The organism is Flavobacterium magnum, from assembly GCF_003055625.1.
Taxonomy (GTDB): domain Bacteria; phylum Bacteroidota; class Bacteroidia; order Flavobacteriales; family Flavobacteriaceae; genus Flavobacterium; species Flavobacterium magnum.
This window is the reverse complement of sequence record NZ_CP028811.1, coordinates 1,454,532-1,477,464: the sequence shown is the minus strand read 5'-3', so window position 1 is coordinate 1,477,464 and position 22,933 is coordinate 1,454,532. Positions and strand designations below refer to the sequence as shown.

Below are 22,933 nucleotides of genomic sequence, written 5' to 3'. Positions count from 1 at the left end.
AATTGTCGTTTTTAAAGCAACTGCGACAATGCAATCTCGTAAGCTGCCGCACTGATATTGGTTTTATACGGGTTTTTCGCATGGACATCAGCGATGGCTTTCCTGATTGTTTCAGCCGTATCACTGAAAATGGCTTCATCAGTCATCTGGACTTTCTTCTCCATAAAATATGCGAATACCCTCGCCATTCCGCAATTGGAAATAAAATCAGGGATCAGGCTCACCTTGCTGTCAACGTGTTGCATAATCGGTCCGAAGAAAATCTCCTTGTCTGCAAACGGCACATTGGCGCCACAGGAAATGACTTCGAGTGCCGAAGCCGTCATTTGATCAACCTGATCCTGCGTCACAAGCCTTGAAGCCGCACAGGGCGCAAAAATCTCCGCTCCCACCTTCCATATCTGTGTATTGATTTCTTCCGGTGAAATCATATTGCCGGCCACCAGTTTATTCCCGTCCTTATTCAGGAACATCGTCCTGATTTCTTCAAACGAAAAGCCATCATGGTTGATGATGCCGCCGTCGCGGTCGATGATCCCGACAATCTTTACGTTCATCGCAGCCAGATAGAATGCTGCTGCGGAACCTACGTTTCCAAAGCCCTGGATAATGGCTTTTTTCCCTTCAATATTGCCCCCGAAAATCTCGTAATAATGACGTACCGCCTGCGCAACACCATAACCGGTAATCATGTCGGCAACCGTGTATTTTCGCGCTACATCCGGCGAGAAGGCAGGATTTTCAATGACCTTCACGACACCCTGACGCAATTGTCCGATGCGGTTGATCTTATCGGCTTCCGTTGGTTTGAAGTGGCCATTAAACACCCCTTCCTGCGGGTGCCACACCCCACATTCTTCGGTCATCGGGATCACTTCGTGGATTTCATCGACATTCAAATCACCGCCCGTCCCATAATAGCTTTTCAGCAACGGGGAAACGGCTTTGTACCAGCGTTGCAACACACCCTCTTTCCGCGGGTCGTTCGGATCAAAATTGATGCCGCTTTTCGCCCCGCCGATGGCAGGCCCTGAGACCGAAAATTTGATCTCCATCGTTTTGGCCAGCGATAAAACCTCATTCATATCGAGGCCTTTGCGCATTCTTGTCCCGCCGCCGGCTGCCCCGCCGCGCAGCGAGTTAATCACTGTCCAGCCTTCAGCTTCTGTTTCAGGATCTTTCCAGTTGAACACGATTTCAGGCGATTTATCTTCAAATTTCTTTATTAAGTCTGTCATGTCGAAAATTTAGTTTGTGGCGCAAAGATAAATCCATTATAGCAAAATTCAGCAGCTCGCGTGAAATTCTGAATCCGGCTGCGTTACCCCTTTGAGAGCGGGCACCGTTACGAGGCTGCAAACAGTAAAGATCAGCCGTAAACCATCCCGGCACTGTGGTCCTTCGGCGCCCCGGTGACACTGGAAAGCACGTTGGTTTCCCCGCGCAACTTGAGCACGCCGAGCAACGCAAAAATCAATGCTTCTTTAAATTCGAGTGTTTTCCTGTCGGGGATGATGACCTGCATGTCGGGCAGGAATTCCCGGATGCGGTGCATAAGGAACGTATTGTAAGCACCACCTCCGGTAACCAGCATTTTTCCGCGTTTTTGCGGAAGCGCCAATGCGATCTGTACTGCAATGTGCTCTGTGAACGTCCGCATCTTATTGGCATCGGGGATGGCAAAACGCTCCATTAAAGGCACTACGGTTTGCCTGACATACTCAAATCCGAGCGACTTCGGGTAAGGTTCTTTGTAAAACCCGAGGCTGTCCAAAGTCTGGAGTAATGCCTGATCAACAACACCCGAGGCCGCAATGTGGCCCTGGTCGTCATAAGCTTTCCCGAAACGGTCCGCGTAAAAATTCAGGACGGTATTTACCGGGGAAATATCAAATGCAATCCGCTTGCCGTTTTCCTCAAACGACACATTGGAAAATCCGCCGAGGTTCAGGCAATAGTCGTTTTCAGCAAATAATATGCGGTCACCTATTGGCACCAATGGCGCGCCCTGGCCGCCCATGGCAACATCCTGTACGCGGAAATCACAAACCACTTTTTGATTGCAGATTTGCGCTATCTGAGACAGGTTCCCAATCTGAAGCGTGATGCCTTGGCGGGGCTGGTGCAGGATGGTATGCCCATGCGAGCACACCGCGTCTGGCGTGAGTTTGTGCTTGGTGATGAACGCGGAGATGGTCTTTCCGAGCAGGTCGGTGTAATCCGCGTTGAGCTCTTCCAATTCAGGTGCGGTGAAATCAACGGCTGACCTGAGCCTGGAAACCCAAGCGTCGGCGTATGGGATGGTCTCGCATTCCAGAATTTGAAAACGCCATTTTCCACTTTCGGTTTCAAAAAATACATGGGCCAGATCGATGCCATCCAATGACGTTCCTGACATCACTCCGATAACGTTATAGTTTTCTTTTTCCATTAGGCCAAAAATACGGTTTTGGTGTTAAAGATTTCCTAAGAAATGGTTACATTTGGGCGCTGACAGAACAAAAAAGACAACATTATTTACAAACGATATGGATTTTAATCTTACAGAAGAGCATTTGATGATACAGCAGGCGGCCAGGGATTTTGCGCAAAACGAACTCCTTCCCGGCGTCATTGAAAGAGACGAGCATTCTAAATTTCCGACGGAACAAATCAAGATGATGGCCGAACTCGGATTTATGGGCATGATGGTGGATCCGAAATATGGCGGTTCAGGCCTTGACAGTGTATCGTATGTATTGGCGATGACCGAAATCGCAAAGGTCGACGCCTCGGCTGCGGTCGTGATGTCGGTGAACAATTCGCTGGTTTGTGCAGGCATGGAAAAATATTGCAACGAAGAGCAAAAGATGAAATACCTGGTACCCTTGGCTAAAGGCGAGGTTATCGGCGCGTTTTGCCTTTCGGAGCCTGAGGCCGGGTCCGATGCCACGTCCCAGAAAACGACAGCCATCGACAAAGGCGACCATTATTTGCTGAACGGTACCAAGAACTGGATTACAAACGGCGCCACGGCGTCAACCTATCTTGTAATGGCGCAAACCGATATCGAAAAAGGACACAAAGGCATCAACGCCTTTATCGTTGAAAAAGGCTGGCCGGGATTCGATATTGGTCCGAAGGAAAAGAAAATGGGTATCCGAGGATCAGACACCCACTCGCTGATGTTTACAGACGTGAAAATCCCAAAGGAAAACCGTATTGGTGCAGAGGGATTCGGGTTCAATTTCGCCATGTCGGTGTTAAACGGCGGTCGTATCGGGATTGCATCACAGGCGCTGGGCATCGCGACGGGTGCCTATGAGCTGGCTTTAAAATATTCGAAGGAACGCAAGGCCTTCGGAAAGGAAATCTCGAAGCATCAGGCCATCGCGTTCAAACTGGCAGATATGCACGTGAACATCATGGCATCCAGGTTATTGTGCCTTAAGGCGGCATCGGAAAAAGACCAGGGAATGGACATCTCCGAGTCAGGCGCCATGGCAAAATTATACGCCTCGCAAGTGGCGATGGATACGACAATCGAGGCAGTCCAGATCCACGGTGGAAACGGCTATGTAGCGGAATACCACGTAGAGCGCATGATGCGCGATGCGAAAATCACCCAAATCTATGAAGGCACCTCCGAAATCCAGAAAATTGTGATTTCGCGCAGCATCCTCAAGGATTAAGGCAGCGTAAGATGATAACATAAGATTTTCAGGCCCGGTACATTTCCGGGCTTTTTTTATTACATTTATTCCGCTTAAGCCATTGCTTTTTTTGCCAATGGCCGGACTTGCAGCCATAAAATTTTTCAGCCTAAACGCAGCCCATGTACGACGACCTTAAATACTGGTATTTACGCGATCACAAATTGTTCCGGATCCTGAGTTTCAGCCAGATCCGGCAGCTGTGCATCATCACCGGGTTTAAAAAAGCAGCCAAAGGCGACATCATTTACTTTTCGTCCTCCGATGTGCCGCGGATTTTCCTGCTTAAACGAGGCGCCATCAAGATTGTTTCGATTGATGAGAATGGCGACGAAACCATCAAAGACATCATCCAGAAAGGTGACCTTTTCGGGGAGCTCACGCTGGAAACCGACAAACAGCTCAACGAATATGCAAAAGTGCTTTCTGACGAAGTCTCAATCTGCAGTTTCCTGATGTCTGATTTTGAGAACCTGCTGCTAAAGAACCCCGGACTGGCGTTGTCCTACACCAAATTCGTCGGGCTCAAAATGAAACGGATCCGTAACAATTACAGCAACCTAATTTCCAAAGATGCCAAAACGAGGTTGTACCAGTTCTTAAAAGACTGGGCGGAGCGCGAAGGTGTCGCTGACGGCCTGAAAGTCAGCATTGAAAACTACCTGACCCAACACGATATCGGGCAGATTATCTGCACCTCAAGGCAGACGGCCACGCAGTTACTGAATGAAATGGAAGCGGACGGGAAAATCATCTACGGGCGAAAGGAAATCATTATCCCGGACGTTACAGCGCTTTCGGTATCTAATTAACACCGAGTGTCGGGCATCCGACAAAGTGGACGTTCCGGTCGATTTACATTTGCTGCATCAATTTAAATATAAAATTATGACAACAATGATTTTCAGACAAAGGAAACCCGCTACGTTAAAAAACCGTATCTTGATGATAGCGTTGCTGCTGCTCAGCGGTTTTGGTTTTGCGCAAAGCGAAAGTAAAAGATCGGTACACTTTAACCTCGAGCAAAAGCTTGCCATCCAGGGTTATGATCCGGTAGCGTATTTTAAACAGAACAAGGCGCTCAAAGGCAAAAAAGAGTTGTCCGTTTCGCACCAGGGTGTGGTGTACAATTTTTCATCGGCGGCCAATAAGGAGGCATTCCTCAAGTCACCCGCCGCGTATGAACCGCAGTACGGCGGATGGTGTGCTTTTGCGATGGGCGATTACGGAAAGAAGGTGGAGATTGATCCGGAAACATTTAAGATTGTTGACGGCAAATTGTATCTTTTTTATAACGCCTATTTCAACAATACGCTGAAAAGCTGGAACAAGGACGAAGACCGCCTCAAGAAAAAGGCGGATGCAAACTGGAACAAAATTATAAATTAGTGATCATGGGAAAGACGATTTTCAGCTGGACACTCAGGATCATAACGGCAGCCATACTGCTGCAGACATTGTTTTTTAAATTTACCGCTGCCGATGAAAGTGTGTACATATTCACCAGGCTGGGCATGGAGCCCTACGGAAGGATCGGTTCAGGGATCGCAGAACTTTTCGCGGCAATCCTGATTTTGATCCCTTCGACATCACTCATTGGCGCATTGCTTTCCGCAGCGGTGATTGCGGGAGCACTGCTTTCACACCTGTTTATTTTGGGAATCGAGGTGAAAAATGATGGCGGGGAACTTTTTATTCTGGCAGTAATAACCTTTATTTGCAGTACGATATTAATTTATTTGGACCGGCAGAAAATTCCCGGACTATTACGATTTAAAACATAAACATGCTCATACCGTCAATACATCATAGCCTTAATGAAATGATTGGATTGCTGCGGCAGCTTTCCGACAGGGATTACACGAACCAATGCAAAGCGCTGAGTCATGCCACCATCGGGGAGCACACCAGGCACATCATTGAAATGTTCCAATGCCTCGAAAATAATTATGAGTCAGGGCTGGTGAATTATGACAAAAGAGCAAGAAATATCCTGATCCAGACCAGCACCGCCTTTGCGATTGAATCATTGCTCGCCATCCGGAAAAATCTCGATAAAGAGAACAAACCCTTGCGCCTGCAACAAATTGTCGACGGTGAAGAAATCCTTATCGACAGCAATTACTTCCGTGAATTGCTGTACAATCTGGAACATTGCATCCACCACCAGGCACTGATCAAGGTCGCGATACACGATTGTGAAACGGTGACTATTGACGCCAATTTCGGGGTAGCGCGCTCGACTATTGAATACCGCAATCAATGTGCACAGTAAGTTTTGTCAATGCCAACGGCCGGATCATCATCACTTCAAACCGTGACGAGCAGGTTGTAAGGCCGGCTATTCCACCCGCAGCATATTCCGTCAACGGCCATGATCTCGTGTTTCCAAAGGACCCTAAGGCGGGCGGAACGTGGTTTGCGACAGATCAAAATGCAAACGTCCTCGTGCTGCTGAACGGTGCCGTGGAAAAACACCAATACCTGCCACCCTACCGCCGGAGCCGCGGTTTGATTGTACTTGACATCTTAGGTAGTGGTTCACCCCTGAAAAGCTGGGAGTCCATCGATTTGGATCGGGTCGAGCCATTTACACTTGTGCTTTTTTACCACTCGGAATTGCATCAACTGCGTTGGGATGGTGTGAGAAAGGATTCGCTCCACCTGGACAGTTCTAAAAATCACATCTGGTCATCTTCAACGCTTTATCCTAAGGAAATCCGGGAAACCAGGGCTGCCTGGTTTTATAATTTTCTTAATATAACGCCTGAAATCACCGCTTCAGATATGTTGCATTTCCATCGGTATACAGAGCGTGGCAATGCGGAGCACGGGCTCGTAATCAATCGCGAGGGCAAACTTAAGACGTTGAGCATTACGCAGGCCGTAGTGGAGAACCAACAATTGTCGCTGACATACACCGACCTGATTGACGAAAGTACGTTTGACAGGCTCATCACCCGCTAAATCCTGACTATTGAGGCTGTTATTGCACAAAATACTGCACTGGGAATATTGGCCGTTTTATATCGTCTACATTCCGATTTACTTTTTATGGGCCTATTATGCGCTGCGCCAACGCAGCATTTTTTTCTTCAACGCGGCAAATCCCACAATTACTAACGGTGGGTTTATGATGGAATCCAAAAAAGAAATTTATGACCTGATTCCGCAGCAATACTATCCAAAGACCATTCTGGCCAAAGCCGGGATGCCGCTGGCCGACACCATCATGCAAACTGAAAAGCACGGCATTCAGTATCCGCTGATCATAAAGCCCGACATCGGTTTGCGCGGATCAGCTGTAAAGAAGATTGACAATCCGGGCGAACTCGAATCATATCTTCACAAAGCCGATTTTGACTGTATCGTACAGGACCTGATTCCGTATGAAAATGAAATCGGAATCTTTTATGTTCGTTATCCGCATGAAAAAAAAGGCAGGATTACCGGTATTGTCGCGAAGGAATTCCTCATTGTAACTGGCGATGGAAGATCGACGCTGGAAGAATTGGTTAAGCAGAATCCACGCTATGAACTCCAGTTGAAATCGCTTCGCAGGGAATACGGCGGCAAGCTTGATGAGGTTCCGCCGGCCGGCGAAAAAGTGAATCTCGTACCTTACGGAAACCACGCGCGAGGCGCCAAATTTATTGACCGGACGATCTGGGCGACACCTGCATTGAATCAGGTCATGAACGAGATTTGCCTGCAGATTAACGGATTTTACTTTGGGCGTATCGACCTGATGTATGACTCCCTCGAAGCATTGGAGCGAGGCGAGAAATTTTCAATTGTCGAATTGAACGGCGCCGCAAGCGAACCCACCCATATCTATGATCCCGGGCATTCGCTGTTCTTCGCCTGGAAAGAACTCAGCAGGCACATCCGGTATATGTATGAAATCAGCGTTGAAAACCACCGCAAAGGCGTACCGTATCTGACCCACAAGAAAGGCATGGCCGAGTACCGCCTGCATAACCTGCATAGTAAAAAAATCGTCAATTTCTAACCGATGAAAGCGCTGAAAAACATCATTGCCGGTTTTTTAGTGAGCTTCATCGGATCGATTCCATTGGGTTATCTCAATGTCATTGGTTACGATGTACATCAAAAATCAGGCATTGAAAGCGTCTGCGTTTACCTGCTTGGTGTTATCATTATCGAAGCCGTCGTGATTTATGCCACTTTGGTTTTCGCAGACAGGCTGATGCACAATAAAAAACTGATTAAGTACATTGAACTGTTTTCAATATTTTTCATGTTCCTGCTGGCGTGGTCGTTTTATGCCGCGCACAAGGACAGCGGCGCTTCAGCAGCTGTGTTCCGGCTCGCCGATGATTATTCCCCGTTCTGGACCGGCGTCAAATACAGCAGCCTCAATTTTATCCAGATACCGTTTTGGACCGCGTGGAACCTGTACCTGATCAATGCCCGATACATCTCTGTACAACAGTCGGGCCGATATGTTTACCTCACCGGTACACTGGCTGGCACTTTTTCAGGGATGCTTACGCTGATACTCTGCCTGGACTGGCTGACTAAAAAAAATGATTTTGTTTCCGACTACCTGATGTCTGGCGTGATCCCATTGCTGTTCCTTGGCATGGGCCTGCTGCAGGCGTATAAGTTCTGGAAAAAATACCTCCGGAAAAAGCCGTTACGCGATTAACGCTTCATAGAGAAATGCCCGCGATGGACTTTACCGTCAAGCCGCTCCACCATAAACCAATAGTCGGTTGACGGCAACGGACGGCCATTATACGTACCATCCCACCCGGGGCTGTCATATTCCAACCCGGTGATGAGTTTACCGTATCGGTCAAAGATGTAGGTCTTCATTCCGGGTTCAAACACGGAATTTTTAATCTTCCAGGTATCATTATGGCCATCGCCATTTGGCGTGAAGAATTTTGGGTAATTCAGGATCAGCACGTCCTTGCGCACACCCGGACAGCCGTGAAGGTCTTTCACGTCAACCGTGTAAACGCCGGGCTCAAGTCCGGTGAACGTGGGATCGGCCTGATAATTTCGCCCGTCAATCGAGTACACATAATCGCCGTCACCACTCACATGCATCGTAAAGCCGTTATCCTCATCGGTCCAGTCCCGGATGTCGATAGCATCAATATGGGCACTTTCGGTATTGGAAACCGTAATGTTCTGCGTGGCTGAACATACCGAACTGCCGTAAACGTTCTTTACGGTTACGGTGTAAGTTCCTGGCGTATCGACGTCGAGGTAGCGTGTCGTGGCGCCGGTTGACCATTCATAGGCGTCGTAACCGTCATCGGCGAAAACCCGTTGTTCGTCACCTTCACAAAGGTAAATGTCAGGGAGGATCGTAAGGATGGGCTGTGTACCCACGACCAGCCTGAACGAGGTGTAGTCATAGCAGAGCGAAATGTTATTCTGTACTACACGAGCCCAGATCGTCTGCGGATTTGAGGTGTTTTCATACTGGGTTGGATCAGTAGTAATGCGGTTATCGCCGCTACGCGCATCGGCTTCAGATACGTGGTAGGTAATCGTGTACAAATCTGCGGGCTGGTTCCCGAGGATTTCCGTATTAAACGCGGTCAGGTCAAAGATGTGCTTGGTCTCATTGGTGTCGCTACAATATGACAGCTCACCGGGTCCACCATTGGTTCCGGGGGGCGTAGCGTGAACCAGCGGCTGCAGGGTGGCAACGTTGATTGTCGTAGTTTCAAGGCGCCCGCATGAATCTTCTACTTCGAATTTATACAATGCAGGCTCCAATCCCTGGAAAATGGCGTCCGTGCCATTCTCAAGAACGAACGCCTGCCCGTTTTTTTCCTTTATCCTGTAGATGTATGGCGGCACCCCAACCACATCGATGAATACGCTTCCGGGTCCGTTGCCGTCTTCACAATCCAGCGAATACGATTCCAAAATTTCGAGTTCACCGGAAAACACAAAATCGGGGTAATAATCAAAGCAGACGACACTGCCGTTTGCACCGAAAGACTGATATACTTTTGCAATACGGAAAGTCCCTGTATTGTCGATGTCGAACATGGTGGTATTATTGTTCAGCTGAATCGAATTGTCAGCGGTTGGCACCGTCAAATCGGGATAAACGACGCCGGTAACAGGGTGCTCGTACAGTCCGGTCGTCGGATTCTTTTTCTGGAGAAAATAGCTGCCGGTTATGTTGCTATTGTCGTGAAGGCTGAGGCTGAATGTGCCGCAATTTGGGTCTACGGTAAAGTTATCGGTTCCGGAATCGTAACCTTCAACCTGCACCGGATTGGCCAGCGTGAGGGTAGCCCCGCAGGCATCCACCCCTACAAAATCGTATTCCCCTGCGGGAATCGATGGGTTGAAATAAACTCCTGTCGGTGATAGGAAACCCGTGAGGTCAAACGGCATGGCCTGGCCAAATGCATCAGGGGCGGAAATCATGGTCAACGTCACTAAGCCCCCACCGTTTGGCGAGCGTACCCGCAATGATCCTCCGGCATCGCAGCTGGGGCGAGGGTTGACCAGCAGGCGGGCGTCGCCTCCCGTAAACGAATTGACATCTGCGGAAGCGGTATATGGAAAGTCACATACGTCGACCAGACTAAATTCGTAATGGCCGGGTGAAGCGTTAAACACAAATGTGTTTTCCTGAGGCACCGCCGGCGAGACGTTAAAAGGCAGCGGATGCGTCGCGACATAGTCAGGGGGTGCGACGGTGACTGAGGCTGTCTTGATTTTTCGTCCCGGCTCTATGCGCAGTTCGATTTTCGCGGGTGTGTTGCAGGTTGCATCCACAACATTAGCCACCGCCTGATATTCATCTTTCTTCACTTCCTTGCCGAACTCGCCCGTCCTGCCACAAGCGTCTGAAATAGTCACATGGTAATTTCCAAAAGGCACTGGATTGGTGTCACTGCCAAATGTCAATGACAGTGTATTGCCATCTAAAGGACTGAGGTAGGCAGGATTTAATGCCCCCGCATCAAAACCGGTGGGGAAGACATCAAAATTCATGGTGTAAGGAGGCATCACATTGGAAACAGCCACGGTAATGTATTTTTCACCACATTCATTTGGCGTTTCATTGATGGTAACGTTTGGGTTTGGGTTGATTTCATTGCCCGGACTTGAAAATACATGCCCGCAGTCATCCGAAATTACCAAATCATAGGTATAGGGAATGTTTCCCACAGGCACGGTTAGCGTCAACGGCAGCGAATCCGGGGCTCCCGTCGGAAACACTTGTTCGACCACCTGCGTCCCTGATGGGTAGTATACGGTGTACGTCGCTTTCACAGGATAGTAAATGTCGCCCGAAGAAGGCGTCACTTCGTTATTGATCACCATAGTGGTGCAGGATGTGGCAATCGGAGGGACCACCGTACTGCCGATGGACAGGTCATTTGACGTTAAGATTATTGTGATGGTTTTTACTTTGCCGTTTCCGCATACATCGATAACGCGTATGTTATGCTCACCTGCGGGCAGTTGGAGCAGGTTGGAGGTTTGGGGTGTGCTTGGTACGCCATTGGTGATGGCCTGGTAAAAAAAAGGGCCTGACCCCTGCGATACGGTAACTTCTGCGGTTCCAAACGCATCACAGGCCCCGACAGGCAATTGACTGACACTGATTACGGTTTCTTCAAAAACATTGCTGATCGCAAAGGGTATTTCAATTATGGGCGACACATCGGTGCCTAAAACCTGCTGTGCCTTCACTTTGTAATTCCCGACGCCCAGACCAATATAATTGTTGTTGTTGAACGTCGCGACAGGCGTGTTCTCGTTGGGTAACAGGTAGATGTTGTAAGTCAATATTGCCAGCGGAGTGAGGTTGCCCGGGGTCAGGTTTACCCCGCCATTGTTGTCACAGGTCATGTTGACAGGTTCAACCTGCAAAGTAAACGCAGGCAATTGTGCGTAACCTGCCATTGCCATGAAGAAGACAATATAGAGTATCCTGAATTTCATATGTAGGTCCTTGGGGATGGCTTTAATCTCTGGGGAATAGAGGCTAAAACCATTAAGCTATCAGGCAAATATACTATTTTAAATTATTCAGCGCGATAAATTGCTGGCAATCAAAATAGTTTCTCCGACAAGCTCATGTATTTTTATTGATAATTGCTTTTATTCTTTTCCTCAATCCAGCGTGACAGGTATTTAGTGGCCAAAAAGGCGTTATATGATAACACCGATCCGATAAAATTATTGCGCCGATGCTTTTTTATACCGCTGATTACAAGCGATATATGATTTATAAAGCGACTTTCATACAGTGCCCTATCAAACTTTGCTGCCAGGATGAACGCTCCCTGACTTTGTGCTGCGGTCCATAGCAGGGTATCGTTGTAAAGCTGTACGGCGGCATTGGCGATTTGTTCGGGATTGTCATCCGCAACCAGGCCATTCCACAGGCATTCATGCTGCATTCCTTCAGCTCCGACGCTTGTTGTTACCGTCGGCGTACCATAAAGCATCGCCTCAAGCAACTTCCCTTTCAATCCTGCGCCGAAACGCAGTGGGGCCAGCATTACCTTCGCCGACTTTATTGCTGCTTCTGCCGAGGCGACCCGACCCATGATAAGAAATCCCGAGTCAGGCTGGTGCATCTGTTGTATCATTGCAGGCACGTATGCACCATATATCGATATAACAGCTTCCGGCATTTTTACCCTAATTTGTGGCCAAACCTGTTCTTTGAGATACCTGACTGCATCTTTGTTCGGCTCATGGTAAAAATTCCCTATAAACATAAATCCCGATCGCTGCTCATAGGCAGGCCACGTTTTAAATAGATCGCCCTTTCGCAGATCCTGCAGGAAAGGCAGATAAAACAACAGTGCGGGATCAATTTTGAAAACCTCCGTTAAGATTTTCATTTCATATTCCGAAATGATCAGCGACAAATCACAACGCAAAATTGCAGAGATTTCCCTTTTTGCCGTGTCCGAAAACAAATCGTCTTCGGTGAACATGCGTTGCTGTTTTACGGCATGCTGCCTTGCCAGCCGAAGGCAATGCAAATCTTCGGTATCTAACACGCGTAAGGCATCCGGACACTGCGCTGCGACACGCCAGCCGAATTGCTCTTCGCTCACGAATCGGTCGAACAAAACCATATCCGGGTTATATGCGGTGACGAAGTCATCAAAACTACTGTCGTTGAGCTGCAACTGGCGCGTAGTCAGGCCGGGCAGTTCGAGCCAATCGGAAAATTCACCCTGCTGAGCCGCACTTCCAAAAACGATTTGCATGCCATGGTCCAGGAACAGCCGAACCAGTTGCATCATTCGGCTTCCGGCTGCAGACGAATTGGATTCAGGCCATACCAGACCGATGATGAGCAATTTTTTCGGCATTGTATCCATCAGCGTTTACTGTATCTCGGATTCATCCAAAACCACTTCGGCGACGGTGTGGCCTGCATTGGCATATTTAAACCTGATCCTCCTGATGCCATAGCCTTTGCCCATCTGCAGGAAACCCCTGAGTTGCGGATTGCGGCCGATCTCTTTTTTCATCACGGCCAGCGCGCCAGGATCTTTTAAGGCCAGTCTCAATTCGTTATCGATGTCTACGAAATAAACGAGTTCCTGCCCTACGATATCTATTTTTGTTACCGTGGTTCCGGCTTTCTCATCCCGGATGGGTAATGTCTTGTTGACTAACGCCAGCATTTCCTGTGCCTCGCGGTTTGTGGTGCCGTAACCGCCCGTCGACGCCTTTTCGCTTTTAGCTTTTATGTTCTGAACCGAAGCTGAATCCAGTACCGTAGCCGCCAGCACTGAATTGTCGTTAGCACGGTATTCTACTTTAAATGTAACACCTTCCGCTATCAACTCATTAAACGTACTGATCCTGCCAAGGACTTCCGTCATGATTGCAGGCATAGCCTGTTGCATGGTAGCCCTCGCATCTTCGTTTTGGGCCATATCCGACACCATGACGATGCGTATACTATTGTCAGGACGCAACTCGGCTATTGTCGATTGCAGGTTCTGCGTCGCCATTTTCGGCGCCAAAGCGTTGTAATCGTCTACAAAATCCCTGGCCTTATCATGCGTGTCCTGGCAGCCTGTGAACAGCAGAAGAAAAAATGACAGTCTCAGGAACAGCAGGTTTATGCTAATTTTGTGCATCATGTTCATAAAAGATTTTGCGGGCAATATAGAGAAATTTTGCCTGCAGGCAAGCACAAGATCTAAGTTTAAGAAAGGCATTTTTTATGGCGTGCCGCCGCCTGTGTGGCTGGCGTTTGTTGCGGTTCTGTGAGCGCGGCGTCGGGCTCCCGGCACTCGCTGTTTGCTGCGCAGGCTGCGCAAACGAGCTCAGGCAAAGCCGGGATCCCTCACGCGGCGCCGTATCCGCGGATGTTTCGGCCTAAAAGGGCGGGAAGTTATTTTGGGAGTGGCTAAGGCCGTCCGGTGCAGGCGGGATTCCGGCTAAACCAAAAAAAAAGCCCATCGGTAATGACTGGATTTCTGGATATTAGTAAAAAAAATATGGGTCTCAAGCTGGGGTCTCAAAAAACCCGAGGCTTTAGCCGAACCGGGCGAAGCTAAAGGCGACGACGCGGGGCTTTGCCCGAACTGCGTCGCATCCCTAAAAAAAAGAACCCCAACCTGTATAGGTTGGGGTTCCATAAATAAAGGCGACGACATACTCTCCCACAAAACTGCAGTACCATCTGCGCAGGCGGGCTTAACTTCGCTGTTCGGATAATATTTACCGTCATTTTTTTAAAAATGGCATAAAACAAAAAACCCCTCATCGAATGATGAGGGGTTTTTAAAAGAAAGGCGACGACATACTCTCCCACAAAACTGCAGTACCATCTGCGCAGGCGGGCTTAACTTCTCTGTTCGGGATGGGAAGAGGTGAGCCCCGCCGCAATAACCACCTTAAGTCGTTACGCGATCGGTGTTCCGATCACATTATATTATTAACACATTGGGACAAAAATTTACATGCAAAAAGTGTCCCGGGCCCGAAGGCCCGGAAGGCGTACATAAGCTTACGGGTTATTAGTACTACTCGGCTATGACATTACTGCCTTTACACCTGTAGCCTATCGACGTAGTCATCTCCTACGACCCTTAAAAGAAATCTCATCTTGTGGTGGGTTTCGCGCTTATATGCTTTCAGCGCTTATCCCTTCCCGACGTAGCTACTCTGCGGTGCCCCTGGCGGGACAACAGATACACCAGCGGTCGGTCCAATTCGGTCCTCTCGTACTAGAATCAGATCCACTCAAATTTCTAACGCCCGCAGTAGATAGAGACCGAACTGTCTCACGACGTTCTGAACCCAGCTCGCGTGCCACTTTAATGGGCGAACAGCCCAACCCTTGGGACCTTCTCCAGCCCCAGGATGTGACGAGCCGACATCGAGGTGCCAAACCCCCCCGTCGATATGAGCTCTTGGGGGAGATCAGCCTGTTATCCCCGGCGTACCTTTTATCCTTTGAGCGATGGCCCTTCCATGCGGAACCACCGGATCACTATGCTCTACTTTCGTACCTGATCGACCTGTATGTCTCTCAGTCAAGCTCCCTTATGCCATTGCACTCTACGCACGGTTACCAAGCGTGCTGAGGGAACCTTTAGAAGCCTCCGTTACTCTTTTGGAGGCGACCACCCCAGTCAAACTACCCACCAAGCACTGTCCCCCACATTATGGGGTTAGGCTTCAGATAAGCAAAGGGTGGTATTTCAACAATGACTAACCTACGCCTGGCGACGCAGGATCGAAGTCTCCCACCTATCCTACACATCACTTATCCAAAGTCAATACTAAGCTATAGTAAAGGTGCACAGGGTCTTTTCGTCCCACTGCGGGTAAACGGCATCTTCACCGTTACTACAATTTCACCGAGCTCATGGCTGAGACAGTGTCCAGATCGTTACACCATTCGTGCAGGTCGGAACTTACCCGACAAGGAATTTCGCTACCTTAGGACCGTTATAGTTACGGCCGCCGTTTACTGGGGCTTCAATTCAATGCTTCTCCGAAGATAACATCTCCTCTTAACCTTCCAGCACCGGGCAGGTGTCAGGCCCTATACTTCATCTTACGATTTTGCAGAGCCCTGTGTTTTTGATAAACAGTCGCCTGGACCTCTTCACTGCGGCCAGCATTGCTGCTGGCGACCCTTCTCCCGAAGTTACGGGTCTATTTTGCCTAATTCCTTAGCCATGAATCTCTCGAGCACCTTAGGATTCTCTCCTCGACTACCTGTGTCGGTTTACGGTACGGGTTGTATCAATCTGAAGTTTAGAGGTTTTTCTTGGAAGCCCTTAGGTACACTATCTCTTTGTCCGAAGACTCCGAGTACTATCGCATTTCCCCATCGTCTACGCATTTAACTATAAACGATATAGGTAGGTGCTTCAACGCACTATTCCGTCAGTGCGCGGTACTTTCATCACTCCGTCACCCCATCACAATCAATACAAGTACGGGAATATTAACCCGTTGGCCATCGACTGTCCCTTTCGGGTTCGCCTTAGGACCCGACTAACCCTCAGCTGATTAGCATAGCTGAGGAAACCTTAGTCTTTCGGTGTGCGGGTTTCTCGCCCGCATTATCGTTACTTATGCCTACATTTTCTTTTCCAGAAGGTCCAGCATGCCTCACGACACACCTTCAGCCCCGCTGGAATGCTCCCCTACCACTTACAGTAAACTGTAAATCCATAGCTTCGGTACTACACTTATGCCCGATTATTATCCATGCTCGTCCGCTCGACTAGTGAGCTGTTACGCACTCTTTAAATGAATGGCTGCTTCCAAGCCAACATCCTAGCTGTCTGGGCAGACAAACCTCGTTCTTTCAACTTAGTGTAGATTTTGGGACCTTAGCTGATGGTCTGGGTTCTTTCCCTCTCGGACTTGGACCTTAGCACCCAAGCCCTCACTGCTGGTAAACATTATATAGCATTCGGAGTTTGTCAGGAATTGGTAGGCGGTGAAGCCCCCGCATCCAATCAGTAGCTCTACCTCTATATAACTATATCCAGCGCTGCACCTAAATGCATTTCGGGGAGTACGAGCTATTTCCGAGTTTGATTGGCCTTTCACCCCTACCCACAGGTCATCCGAAGTCTTTTCAACGACAACCGGTTCGGACCTCCACTGTGTGTTACCACAGCTTCATCCTGCCCATGGGTAGATCACACGGTTTCGCGTCTAACACTACCGACTAAAGCGCCCTATTCAGACTCGCTTTCGCTACGGATCCACATCTTAAATGCTTATCCTTGCCGGCAACGTTAACTCGTAGGCTCATTATGCAAAAGGCACGCCGTCACCCAACTTGTGGGCTCCGACCGCTTGTAGGCGTATGGTTTCAGGATCTGTTTCACTCCGTTATTCACGGTTCTTTTCACCTTTCCCTCACGGTACTGGTTCACTATCGGTCTCTCAGGAGTATTTAGCCTTAGCGGATGGTCCCGCCAGATTCAGACAGGGTTTCACGTGCCCCGCCCTACTCAGGATACCACTATCCATTACATCCCTTACCCATACGGGGCTATCACCCTCTATGGCAGACCTTTCCAGGTCCTTCCGGTTCAGTTTGCATGAAATGCCGTGGTCCTACAACCCCAGTATTGCCGTAACAACACTGGTTTGGGCTAATCCGCGTTCGCTCGCCACTACTTACGGAATCACTTTTGTTTTCTTCTCCTCCGCCTACTTAGATGTTTCAGTTCAGCGGGTTTGCCCTCCTATCGGAGTAATACATCTTCAATGTATTGGGTTGCCCCATTCAGGTATCGCCGGATCAATTCGTGTGTGCCGATCCCCGGCGCTTTTCGCAGCTTATCACGCCTTTCTTCGCCTCTGAGAGCCTAGGCATCCCCCATACGCCCTTATTTTGCTTATTGTACTTTTGAGTTTACGGTTGACAGTTAACAGTTAACAGTTTGCACTGTAAACCGTAAGCTGTACACTGTAAACTTTGTGTTCTTTCTACTTTTTGTATTTTCTTATCCCAATATGTCAATGAACTTTTTCAATCCGATGGATTGATCGTGGAGAATATCGGAGTCGAACCGATGACCTCCTGCGTGCAAGGCAGGCGCTCTAGCCAGCTGAGCTAATCCCCCGTTTTTAGTGTACGGTCAACCTTTACAGTTAACAGTTGCTTGAACGGTTCACCAGTAAGTGTAACTCAACTTCTAAAATTTCCTTTACCCAAACAAAAAACAAAGTAGTAGTCCCGGGCAGACTCGAACTGCCGACCCCTACATTATCAGTGTAGTACTCTAACCAGCTGAGCTACGAGACTCTGTTTGTTTTTCTTGGATTGTTTTTTTGAACCAACAGCGAGAGTAATGAAAACCATCAGAGATCCTAATGGTAATATGCTAAAATGTCGCCTTTCTCTAGAAAGGAGGTGTTCCAGCCGCACCTTCCGGTACGGCTACCTTGTTACGACTTAGCCCTAGTTACCGGTTTTACCCTAGGCAGCTCCTTGCGGTCACCGACTTCAGGCACCCCCAGCTTCCATGGCTTGACGGGCGGTGTGTACAAGGCCCGGGAACGTATTCACCGGATCATGGCTGATATCCGATTACTAGCGATTCCAGCTTCACGGAGTCGAGTTGCAGACTCCGATCCGAACTGTGACCGGCTTTATAGATTCGCTCCCACTCGCGTGGTGGCTGCTCTCTGTACCGGCCATTGTAGCACGTGTGTAGCCCAAGGCGTAAGGGCCGTGATGATTTGACGTCATCCCCACCTTCCTCACAGTTTGCACTGGCAGTCTTGCTAGAGTTCCCGACTTGACTCGCTGGCAACTAACAACAGGGGTTGCGCTCGTTATAGGACTTAACCTGACACCTCACGGCACGAGCTGACGACAACCATGCAGCACCTTGTAAATTGTCCGAAGAAAAGTCTGTTTCCAAACCTGTCAATCTACATTTAAGCCTTGGTAAGGTTCCTCGCGTATCATCGAATTAAACCACATGCTCCACCGCTTGTGCGGGCCCCCGTCAATTCCTTTGAGTTTCAGGCTTGCGCCCGTACTCCCCAGGTGGGATACTTATCACTTTCGCTTAGCCACTGAAGTTGCCCCCAACAGCTAGTATCCATCGTTTACGGCGTGGACTACCAGGGTATCTAATCCTGTTCGCTACCCACGCTTTCGTCCATCAGCGTCAATCCACCGGTAGTAACCTGCCTTCGCAATCGGTATTCCATGTAATATCTAAGCATTTCACCGCTACACTACATATTCTAGTTACTTCCCGATAATTCAAGGCCTGCAGTATCAATGGCCGTTCCATCGTTAAGCGATGGGCTTTCACCACTGACTTACAGGCCCGCCTACGGACCCTTTAAACCCAATGATTCCGGATAACGCTTGGATCCTCCGTATTACCGCGGCTGCTGGCACGGAGTTAGCCGATCCTTATTCCTACGGTACCGTCAATCTGCCACACGTGGCAGGGTTTCTTCCCGTATAAAAGCAGTTTACACACCATAGATGCTTCATCCTGCACGCGGCATGGCTGGTTCAGGCTTGCGCCCATTGACCAATATTCCTCACTGCTGCCTCCCGTAGGAGTCTGGTCCGTGTCTCAGTACCAGTGTGGGGGATCTCCCTCTCAGGACCCCTACCCATCGTGGCCATGGTAAGCCGTTACCTTACCATCTAGCTAATGGGACGCATGCCCATCTTGAACCGTTGTGACTTTAATAATAAGATGATGCCATCTCAATATACCATGGGGTATTAATCCAAATTTCTCTGGGCTATCCCCCTGTTCAAGGTAGGTTGCATACGCGTTACGCACCCGTGCGCCGGTCTCAAGAATGCAAGCACTCTCTACCCCTCGACTTGCATGTGTTAAGCCTGCCGCTAGCGTTCATCCTGAGCCAGGATCAAACTCTTCATCGTATATTGTTTGCCAATCGCTTGGCGTATTTTTCAGACGAATTTCTAACGTATTTTTATTCTCTCGAAAATCTTCCGATTTCCCTTACTCTCTGCTTACTTCCGAATCACTCCGGAAGTGCTGTCAATCCAATATATCAATGAACGTGTCAATCTTTCTTATATCGCTTGTGTCTCAAAGCGGGTGCAAAAGTACAACCCTTTTTTACTTTTCCAAGGGTTTTGGTGAAAAAAATTTGTTAATTTATCTTACCCCTTGAAAATCAGCGATTCTTATTTTTTGCAGCCTTTTTTTCAAAAGTCGGACAGCAAAGATATAATCTTTTGGCCACCCTGCAAAATTTTTTGAAACCGCCCCAGTATTTTTATGAACTTCCTTATTGCGGGTGCAAAAGTAAGCCCCTTTTTGGGTTTCGCAAACTTTTTGACGTCTTTTTTTGAGGATTTTTAATCCCATCACCCTAATGCGCTGGGAACGGGAAGGTTGGGCCTGAAAAAAATTTCACCCATGACAGCCCCGCCAACCACGCACAGACCGCGTGAGGGACCGCAGCGGAAAGCCCGCAGCGTAGCGAGGACTTGAAGCGCAGTGCCCGACGGCGGAGCTTGCGGAGCCGGCACGCCAAAATTATTCTGTTACTGGCTTGAAAGGTATTAATCGAAACGGATGGCTTTTACCGGAGAAATCCTCGTAATAATATAGGACGGAATTAAAAGCACTACCAGACAAATCAGTATAGTGCCCAGGTTGAGCAGCACAATGTAATCCCAATTCAGGTAGACCGGCGCCTGCGTAACATAGTAACTGGCGGGGTCGAGTTCAATAATCCCAAAATGCTGCTGCACGAGGATCATCCCGATACCAATAACATTGCCCCAGAACAGGCCTCGAAGGATCAGGTAAAAAGCATTGTACAAAAAGATTTTGCGTACAGACCAATTGGCGGCGCCCAGGGCTTTCAAAATGCCGATCATCTGGGTGCGCTCCAGGATGAGAACCAGCAGCGCCACAACCATATTGATTGTGGACACAACAATCATTACCATAAGTATGACGAAAATATTAAAATCGAACAGCTTGAGCCATTCGAATATGTAATAATATTTCTGCACAATCGTTTTGGTATTCAAAGTGGAAGGCGTCTGCTTGTAGACCTCGTCGCCCTTGGTTTCAATCTGGCTAAAGTCGGCCAGGAAGACCTCAAACTGACCGATTTCGTCGGGACGCCACTTGTTGAGCCGTTGAATATGGCGTATGTCACCAATAATATAGCTGGAATCAAATTCCTGAAAGCCCGAATTGTACACACCGGAAATATGGAATACACGCAGGTTGGGCAGGCCATTGCCGCCATCCTTCATGAAATAAGTACTGAATGTGTCGCCGGTTTTCAGGTTGAGGCGTTTGGCAAGGTATTCGGAGATAAGAATGTCATTGTTAAGGGCGCCGGAAAAATCAGGCAGTTTGCCTGAAATGAGGTACTCTTTAAGATTGCTCCAGTCATAATCCTTGCCCACACCTTTCAGGATCACGAAGTCGTACGCGGTGTCGGTCCGGATGATGCCGGCTTTTGAAGCGACGGCCTGGACATGGCGGATGCCGCTGACGTTTTTAAATTTCGGATAGAATTCCTGATTAATCGAAATCGGCTTTACACTGACATCGGAAGTGTTTTCATCATAATTTGAAATAATGATATGCCCGTTGAACGCTGAGACTTTCTCCCGGATTTTTTGCTGCAGTCCCAAACCGGTTGCCACTGAAACAATCATCATAACCATCCCGATGGCGATAGCGGCGATGGCGATTTTTATAATTGGTGCAGATATATTACTTTTACGGCCATCGGCAGTAATCAGCCTTCGGGCGATGAAATATTCGAGGTTCAAAATGGGTCGCAATTTGAGTATGAGCTCCCAAAAGTACTGTTTTTACCAATGAATTTCAGCGATTTTGCCTAATTAATTATCGAGACAGCAGCATTATGGATTACGGCATTTGTTCAAAAAGAGGCGGCTTTTCCCCAGCGGTCCGCAGGCATTCCAGATATTTCATTCCAATATTGTTTTGCGTTTTCCTGTTTTCGTGCAAACCGGCACAGGCGGTTACGCGGCCGTTACCGGTTACGGCCCATCCGATGGAAGGAAAAAAAGCTGCTGCCGGCAAATCGACTGTGATCATGACGCCGAACGCGACATCTTTTTCGACCGGTTCGGGCCTGTTCGGCAGCTATGCGCCTTTGATTACCAATAAACGCGTCGGCATAGTCACCAATCAGAGCGGATTGCTGGGTGACAGTAGCCACGTGGTGGATTTCCTGCTTTCGGAAAAAATGGATGTGGTGAAAATCTTCGCGCCCGAACATGGCTTCCGTGGCACAGCTGATGCAGGCGAAACCATAATTGACGGAAAGGACATCACGACCGGACTGCCCATTGTATCCATCTATGGCGACAACAAAAAACCAACTCCGGCGCAGCTCGAGGGTGTCGACGTCATGCTTTTTGATTTACAGGACGTCGGTGCACGATTTTTTACCTATATCTCCACACTGCATTACGTGATGGAGGCCTGTGCAGAGAACAACATCCAGGTAGTCGTTCTTGACCGCCCGAACCCAAATGGCGGCATCGTCGACGGTCCGGTCCTGGAACCGGAATTTTCCAGTTTTGTCGGAATGCACCCGATTCCGGTCCTGCACGGCATGACCATCGGCGAATACGCGCAGATGATTAATGGTGAAGGATGGCTTAAAAACGGCATACAATGCGACATAAAAATTATTGCGTGCTCAATGTATACGCGCGATATGCCGTACAGTATATCCGTAAAGCCATCACCGAACCTGCCCAACGACATGGCCATTAACCTCTACGCAAGCCTTTGCTTTTTTGAAGGCACAAACGTCAGCGTGGGCCGGGGTACCGATAAACAATTCCAGATATTTGGCTCGCCTTACCTGCCGAATGTTGATTTCTGTTTTGTGCCGCAACCGAATGTCGGCGCCAAAGATCCTTTGTATAACGGCCGCCCTTGCTTTGGTGAAGACCTTTCCGGCATTCCTAAAATCGAACGCCTCGAACTCAAATGGCTGATTAAGGCTTACAATGAAACCCAGGACAAGACGAAGTTCTTCAACTCTTATTTCACGAAACTGGCGGGTACGAAAAAACTGCGCGAACAGATTGAATCCGGAATGACTGCGGCGGAAATCCGTGCAAGCTGGGAAACCGGCCTGATTGAGTTCCGCGAGATGCGCCGGAAATATCTCATTTATCCCGAATAAACCCACACTACAGTTTTTGATTACAAAAAAATAAGAAAAATTTATAACTCGGTTTCCGGCCA

At 48.6% G+C, this 22,933-nt stretch carries 16 protein-coding genes, 2 tRNA genes and 3 rRNA genes; 9 read left to right on the top strand and 12 right to left on the bottom strand.

What is annotated here, in order from left to right:
* Positions 1 to 11: 11 nt before the first annotated feature.
* Both HYN48_RS06070 and HYN48_RS06065 read right to left on the bottom strand, forming a co-directional pair.
* Positions 12 to 1,238, bottom strand: coding sequence for a Glu/Leu/Phe/Val dehydrogenase dimerization domain-containing protein (locus HYN48_RS06070; RefSeq protein WP_108370266.1), 1,227 nt, complete (start codon positions 1,236 to 1,238; stop codon positions 12 to 14).
* Positions 1,239 to 1,369: 131 nt separating this feature from the next.
* Complete coding sequence (locus tag HYN48_RS06065) at positions 1,370 to 2,431, bottom strand: anhydro-N-acetylmuramic acid kinase (protein ID WP_108370265.1); 1,062 nt, start codon at positions 2,429 to 2,431, stop codon at positions 1,370 to 1,372.
* Between the two features lie 97 nt (positions 2,432 to 2,528).
* Between HYN48_RS06065 and HYN48_RS06060 the strand changes: the two genes are divergently transcribed.
* From HYN48_RS06060 to HYN48_RS06025, 8 genes are all read left to right on the top strand, one after another.
* On the top strand, positions 2,529 to 3,671 hold the full coding sequence (locus tag HYN48_RS06060) for an acyl-CoA dehydrogenase (RefSeq protein WP_108370264.1): 1,143 nt from the start codon (positions 2,529 to 2,531) through the stop codon (positions 3,669 to 3,671).
* A 143-nt stretch (positions 3,672 to 3,814) separates the two neighbouring features.
* Positions 3,815 to 4,504 (top strand): Crp/Fnr family transcriptional regulator, encoded by a 690-nt coding sequence (locus HYN48_RS06055; protein ID WP_108370263.1) that lies wholly within the window; start codon positions 3,815 to 3,817, stop codon positions 4,502 to 4,504.
* Positions 4,505 to 4,580: 76 nt separating this feature from the next.
* A complete protein-coding gene (locus tag HYN48_RS06050; RefSeq protein WP_245945994.1) occupies positions 4,581 to 5,081 on the top strand; it encodes a YHS domain-containing (seleno)protein in 501 nt (166 codons plus the stop codon).
* 5 nt (positions 5,082 to 5,086) lie between these two features.
* A complete protein-coding gene (locus HYN48_RS06045; protein ID WP_108370261.1) occupies positions 5,087 to 5,476 on the top strand; it encodes a DoxX family protein in 390 nt (129 codons plus the stop codon).
* Positions 5,477 to 5,478: 2 nt separating this feature from the next.
* The gene (locus HYN48_RS06040) at positions 5,479 to 5,967 is read left to right on the top strand and encodes a hypothetical protein (protein WP_108370260.1); all 489 of its coding nucleotides are present in this window, start codon (positions 5,479 to 5,481) and stop codon (positions 5,965 to 5,967) included.
* Positions 5,955 to 6,659 carry an NRDE family protein gene (locus tag HYN48_RS06035; protein WP_108370259.1) on the top strand — a complete coding sequence of 235 codons (705 nt, stop codon included), beginning with the start codon at positions 5,955 to 5,957 and terminating at the stop codon, positions 6,657 to 6,659. Before HYN48_RS06040 ends, HYN48_RS06035 begins: the two co-directional genes overlap by 13 nt.
* 10 nt (positions 6,660 to 6,669) lie before the next feature.
* On the top strand, positions 6,670 to 7,704 hold the full coding sequence (locus tag HYN48_RS06030) for an ATP-grasp domain-containing protein (RefSeq protein ID WP_108370258.1): 1,035 nt from the start codon (positions 6,670 to 6,672) through the stop codon (positions 7,702 to 7,704).
* A gap of 3 nt (positions 7,705 to 7,707) precedes the next feature.
* On the top strand, positions 7,708 to 8,364 hold the full coding sequence (locus HYN48_RS06025; RefSeq protein WP_108370257.1) for a hypothetical protein: 657 nt from the start codon (positions 7,708 to 7,710) through the stop codon (positions 8,362 to 8,364).
* On the opposite strand, the gene HYN48_RS06020 is transcribed toward HYN48_RS06025, so the two are convergent.
* From HYN48_RS06020 to HYN48_RS05970, 10 genes are all read right to left on the bottom strand, one after another.
* The gene (locus HYN48_RS06020) at positions 8,361 to 11,648 is read right to left on the bottom strand and encodes a T9SS type B sorting domain-containing protein (RefSeq protein ID WP_108370256.1); all 3,288 of its coding nucleotides are present in this window, start codon (positions 11,646 to 11,648) and stop codon (positions 8,361 to 8,363) included. The two genes, HYN48_RS06025 and HYN48_RS06020, sit on opposite strands and share 4 nt — an antisense overlap.
* A gap of 143 nt (positions 11,649 to 11,791) precedes the next feature.
* Positions 11,792 to 13,048, bottom strand: a complete 1,257-nt coding sequence (locus HYN48_RS06015) for a glycosyltransferase (protein WP_108370255.1) — start codon at positions 13,046 to 13,048, stop codon at positions 11,792 to 11,794.
* Positions 13,049 to 13,054: 6 nt separating this feature from the next.
* Positions 13,055 to 13,822 carry a hypothetical protein gene (locus HYN48_RS06010; RefSeq protein ID WP_146171732.1) on the bottom strand — a complete coding sequence of 256 codons (768 nt, stop codon included), beginning with the start codon at positions 13,820 to 13,822 and terminating at the stop codon, positions 13,055 to 13,057.
* A gap of 652 nt (positions 13,823 to 14,474) precedes the next feature.
* Positions 14,475 to 14,584 (bottom strand): 5S ribosomal RNA (gene rrf / locus HYN48_RS06000).
* 100 nt (positions 14,585 to 14,684) lie between these two features.
* A 23S ribosomal RNA gene (locus HYN48_RS05995) occupies positions 14,685 to 17,566 on the bottom strand.
* Between the two features lie 148 nt (positions 17,567 to 17,714).
* A tRNA-Ala gene (locus HYN48_RS05990) sits at positions 17,715 to 17,788 on the bottom strand.
* Positions 17,789 to 17,896: 108 nt separating this feature from the next.
* Positions 17,897 to 17,970: transfer RNA gene (locus HYN48_RS05985), tRNA-Ile, on the bottom strand.
* Positions 17,971 to 18,071: 101 nt separating this feature from the next.
* A 16S ribosomal RNA gene (locus HYN48_RS05980) occupies positions 18,072 to 19,587 on the bottom strand.
* The 16S, 23S and 5S rRNA genes sit together here with 2 tRNA genes alongside, the layout of an rRNA operon.
* Before the next feature lie 241 nt (positions 19,588 to 19,828).
* A complete protein-coding gene (locus HYN48_RS15335; protein WP_108370252.1) occupies positions 19,829 to 20,041 on the bottom strand; it encodes a hypothetical protein in 213 nt (70 codons plus the stop codon).
* Between the two features lie 197 nt (positions 20,042 to 20,238).
* Positions 20,239 to 21,474: an ABC transporter permease gene (locus HYN48_RS05970; RefSeq protein ID WP_108370251.1), complete on the bottom strand. Its 1,236-nt coding sequence runs from the start codon at positions 21,472 to 21,474 to the stop codon at positions 20,239 to 20,241.
* A 248-nt stretch (positions 21,475 to 21,722) separates the two neighbouring features.
* Between HYN48_RS05970 and HYN48_RS05965 the strand changes: the two genes are divergently transcribed.
* A complete protein-coding gene (locus HYN48_RS05965; protein WP_108373419.1) occupies positions 21,723 to 22,871 on the top strand; it encodes an exo-beta-N-acetylmuramidase NamZ family protein in 1,149 nt (382 codons plus the stop codon).
* Positions 22,872 to 22,933 lie beyond the last annotated feature (62 nt).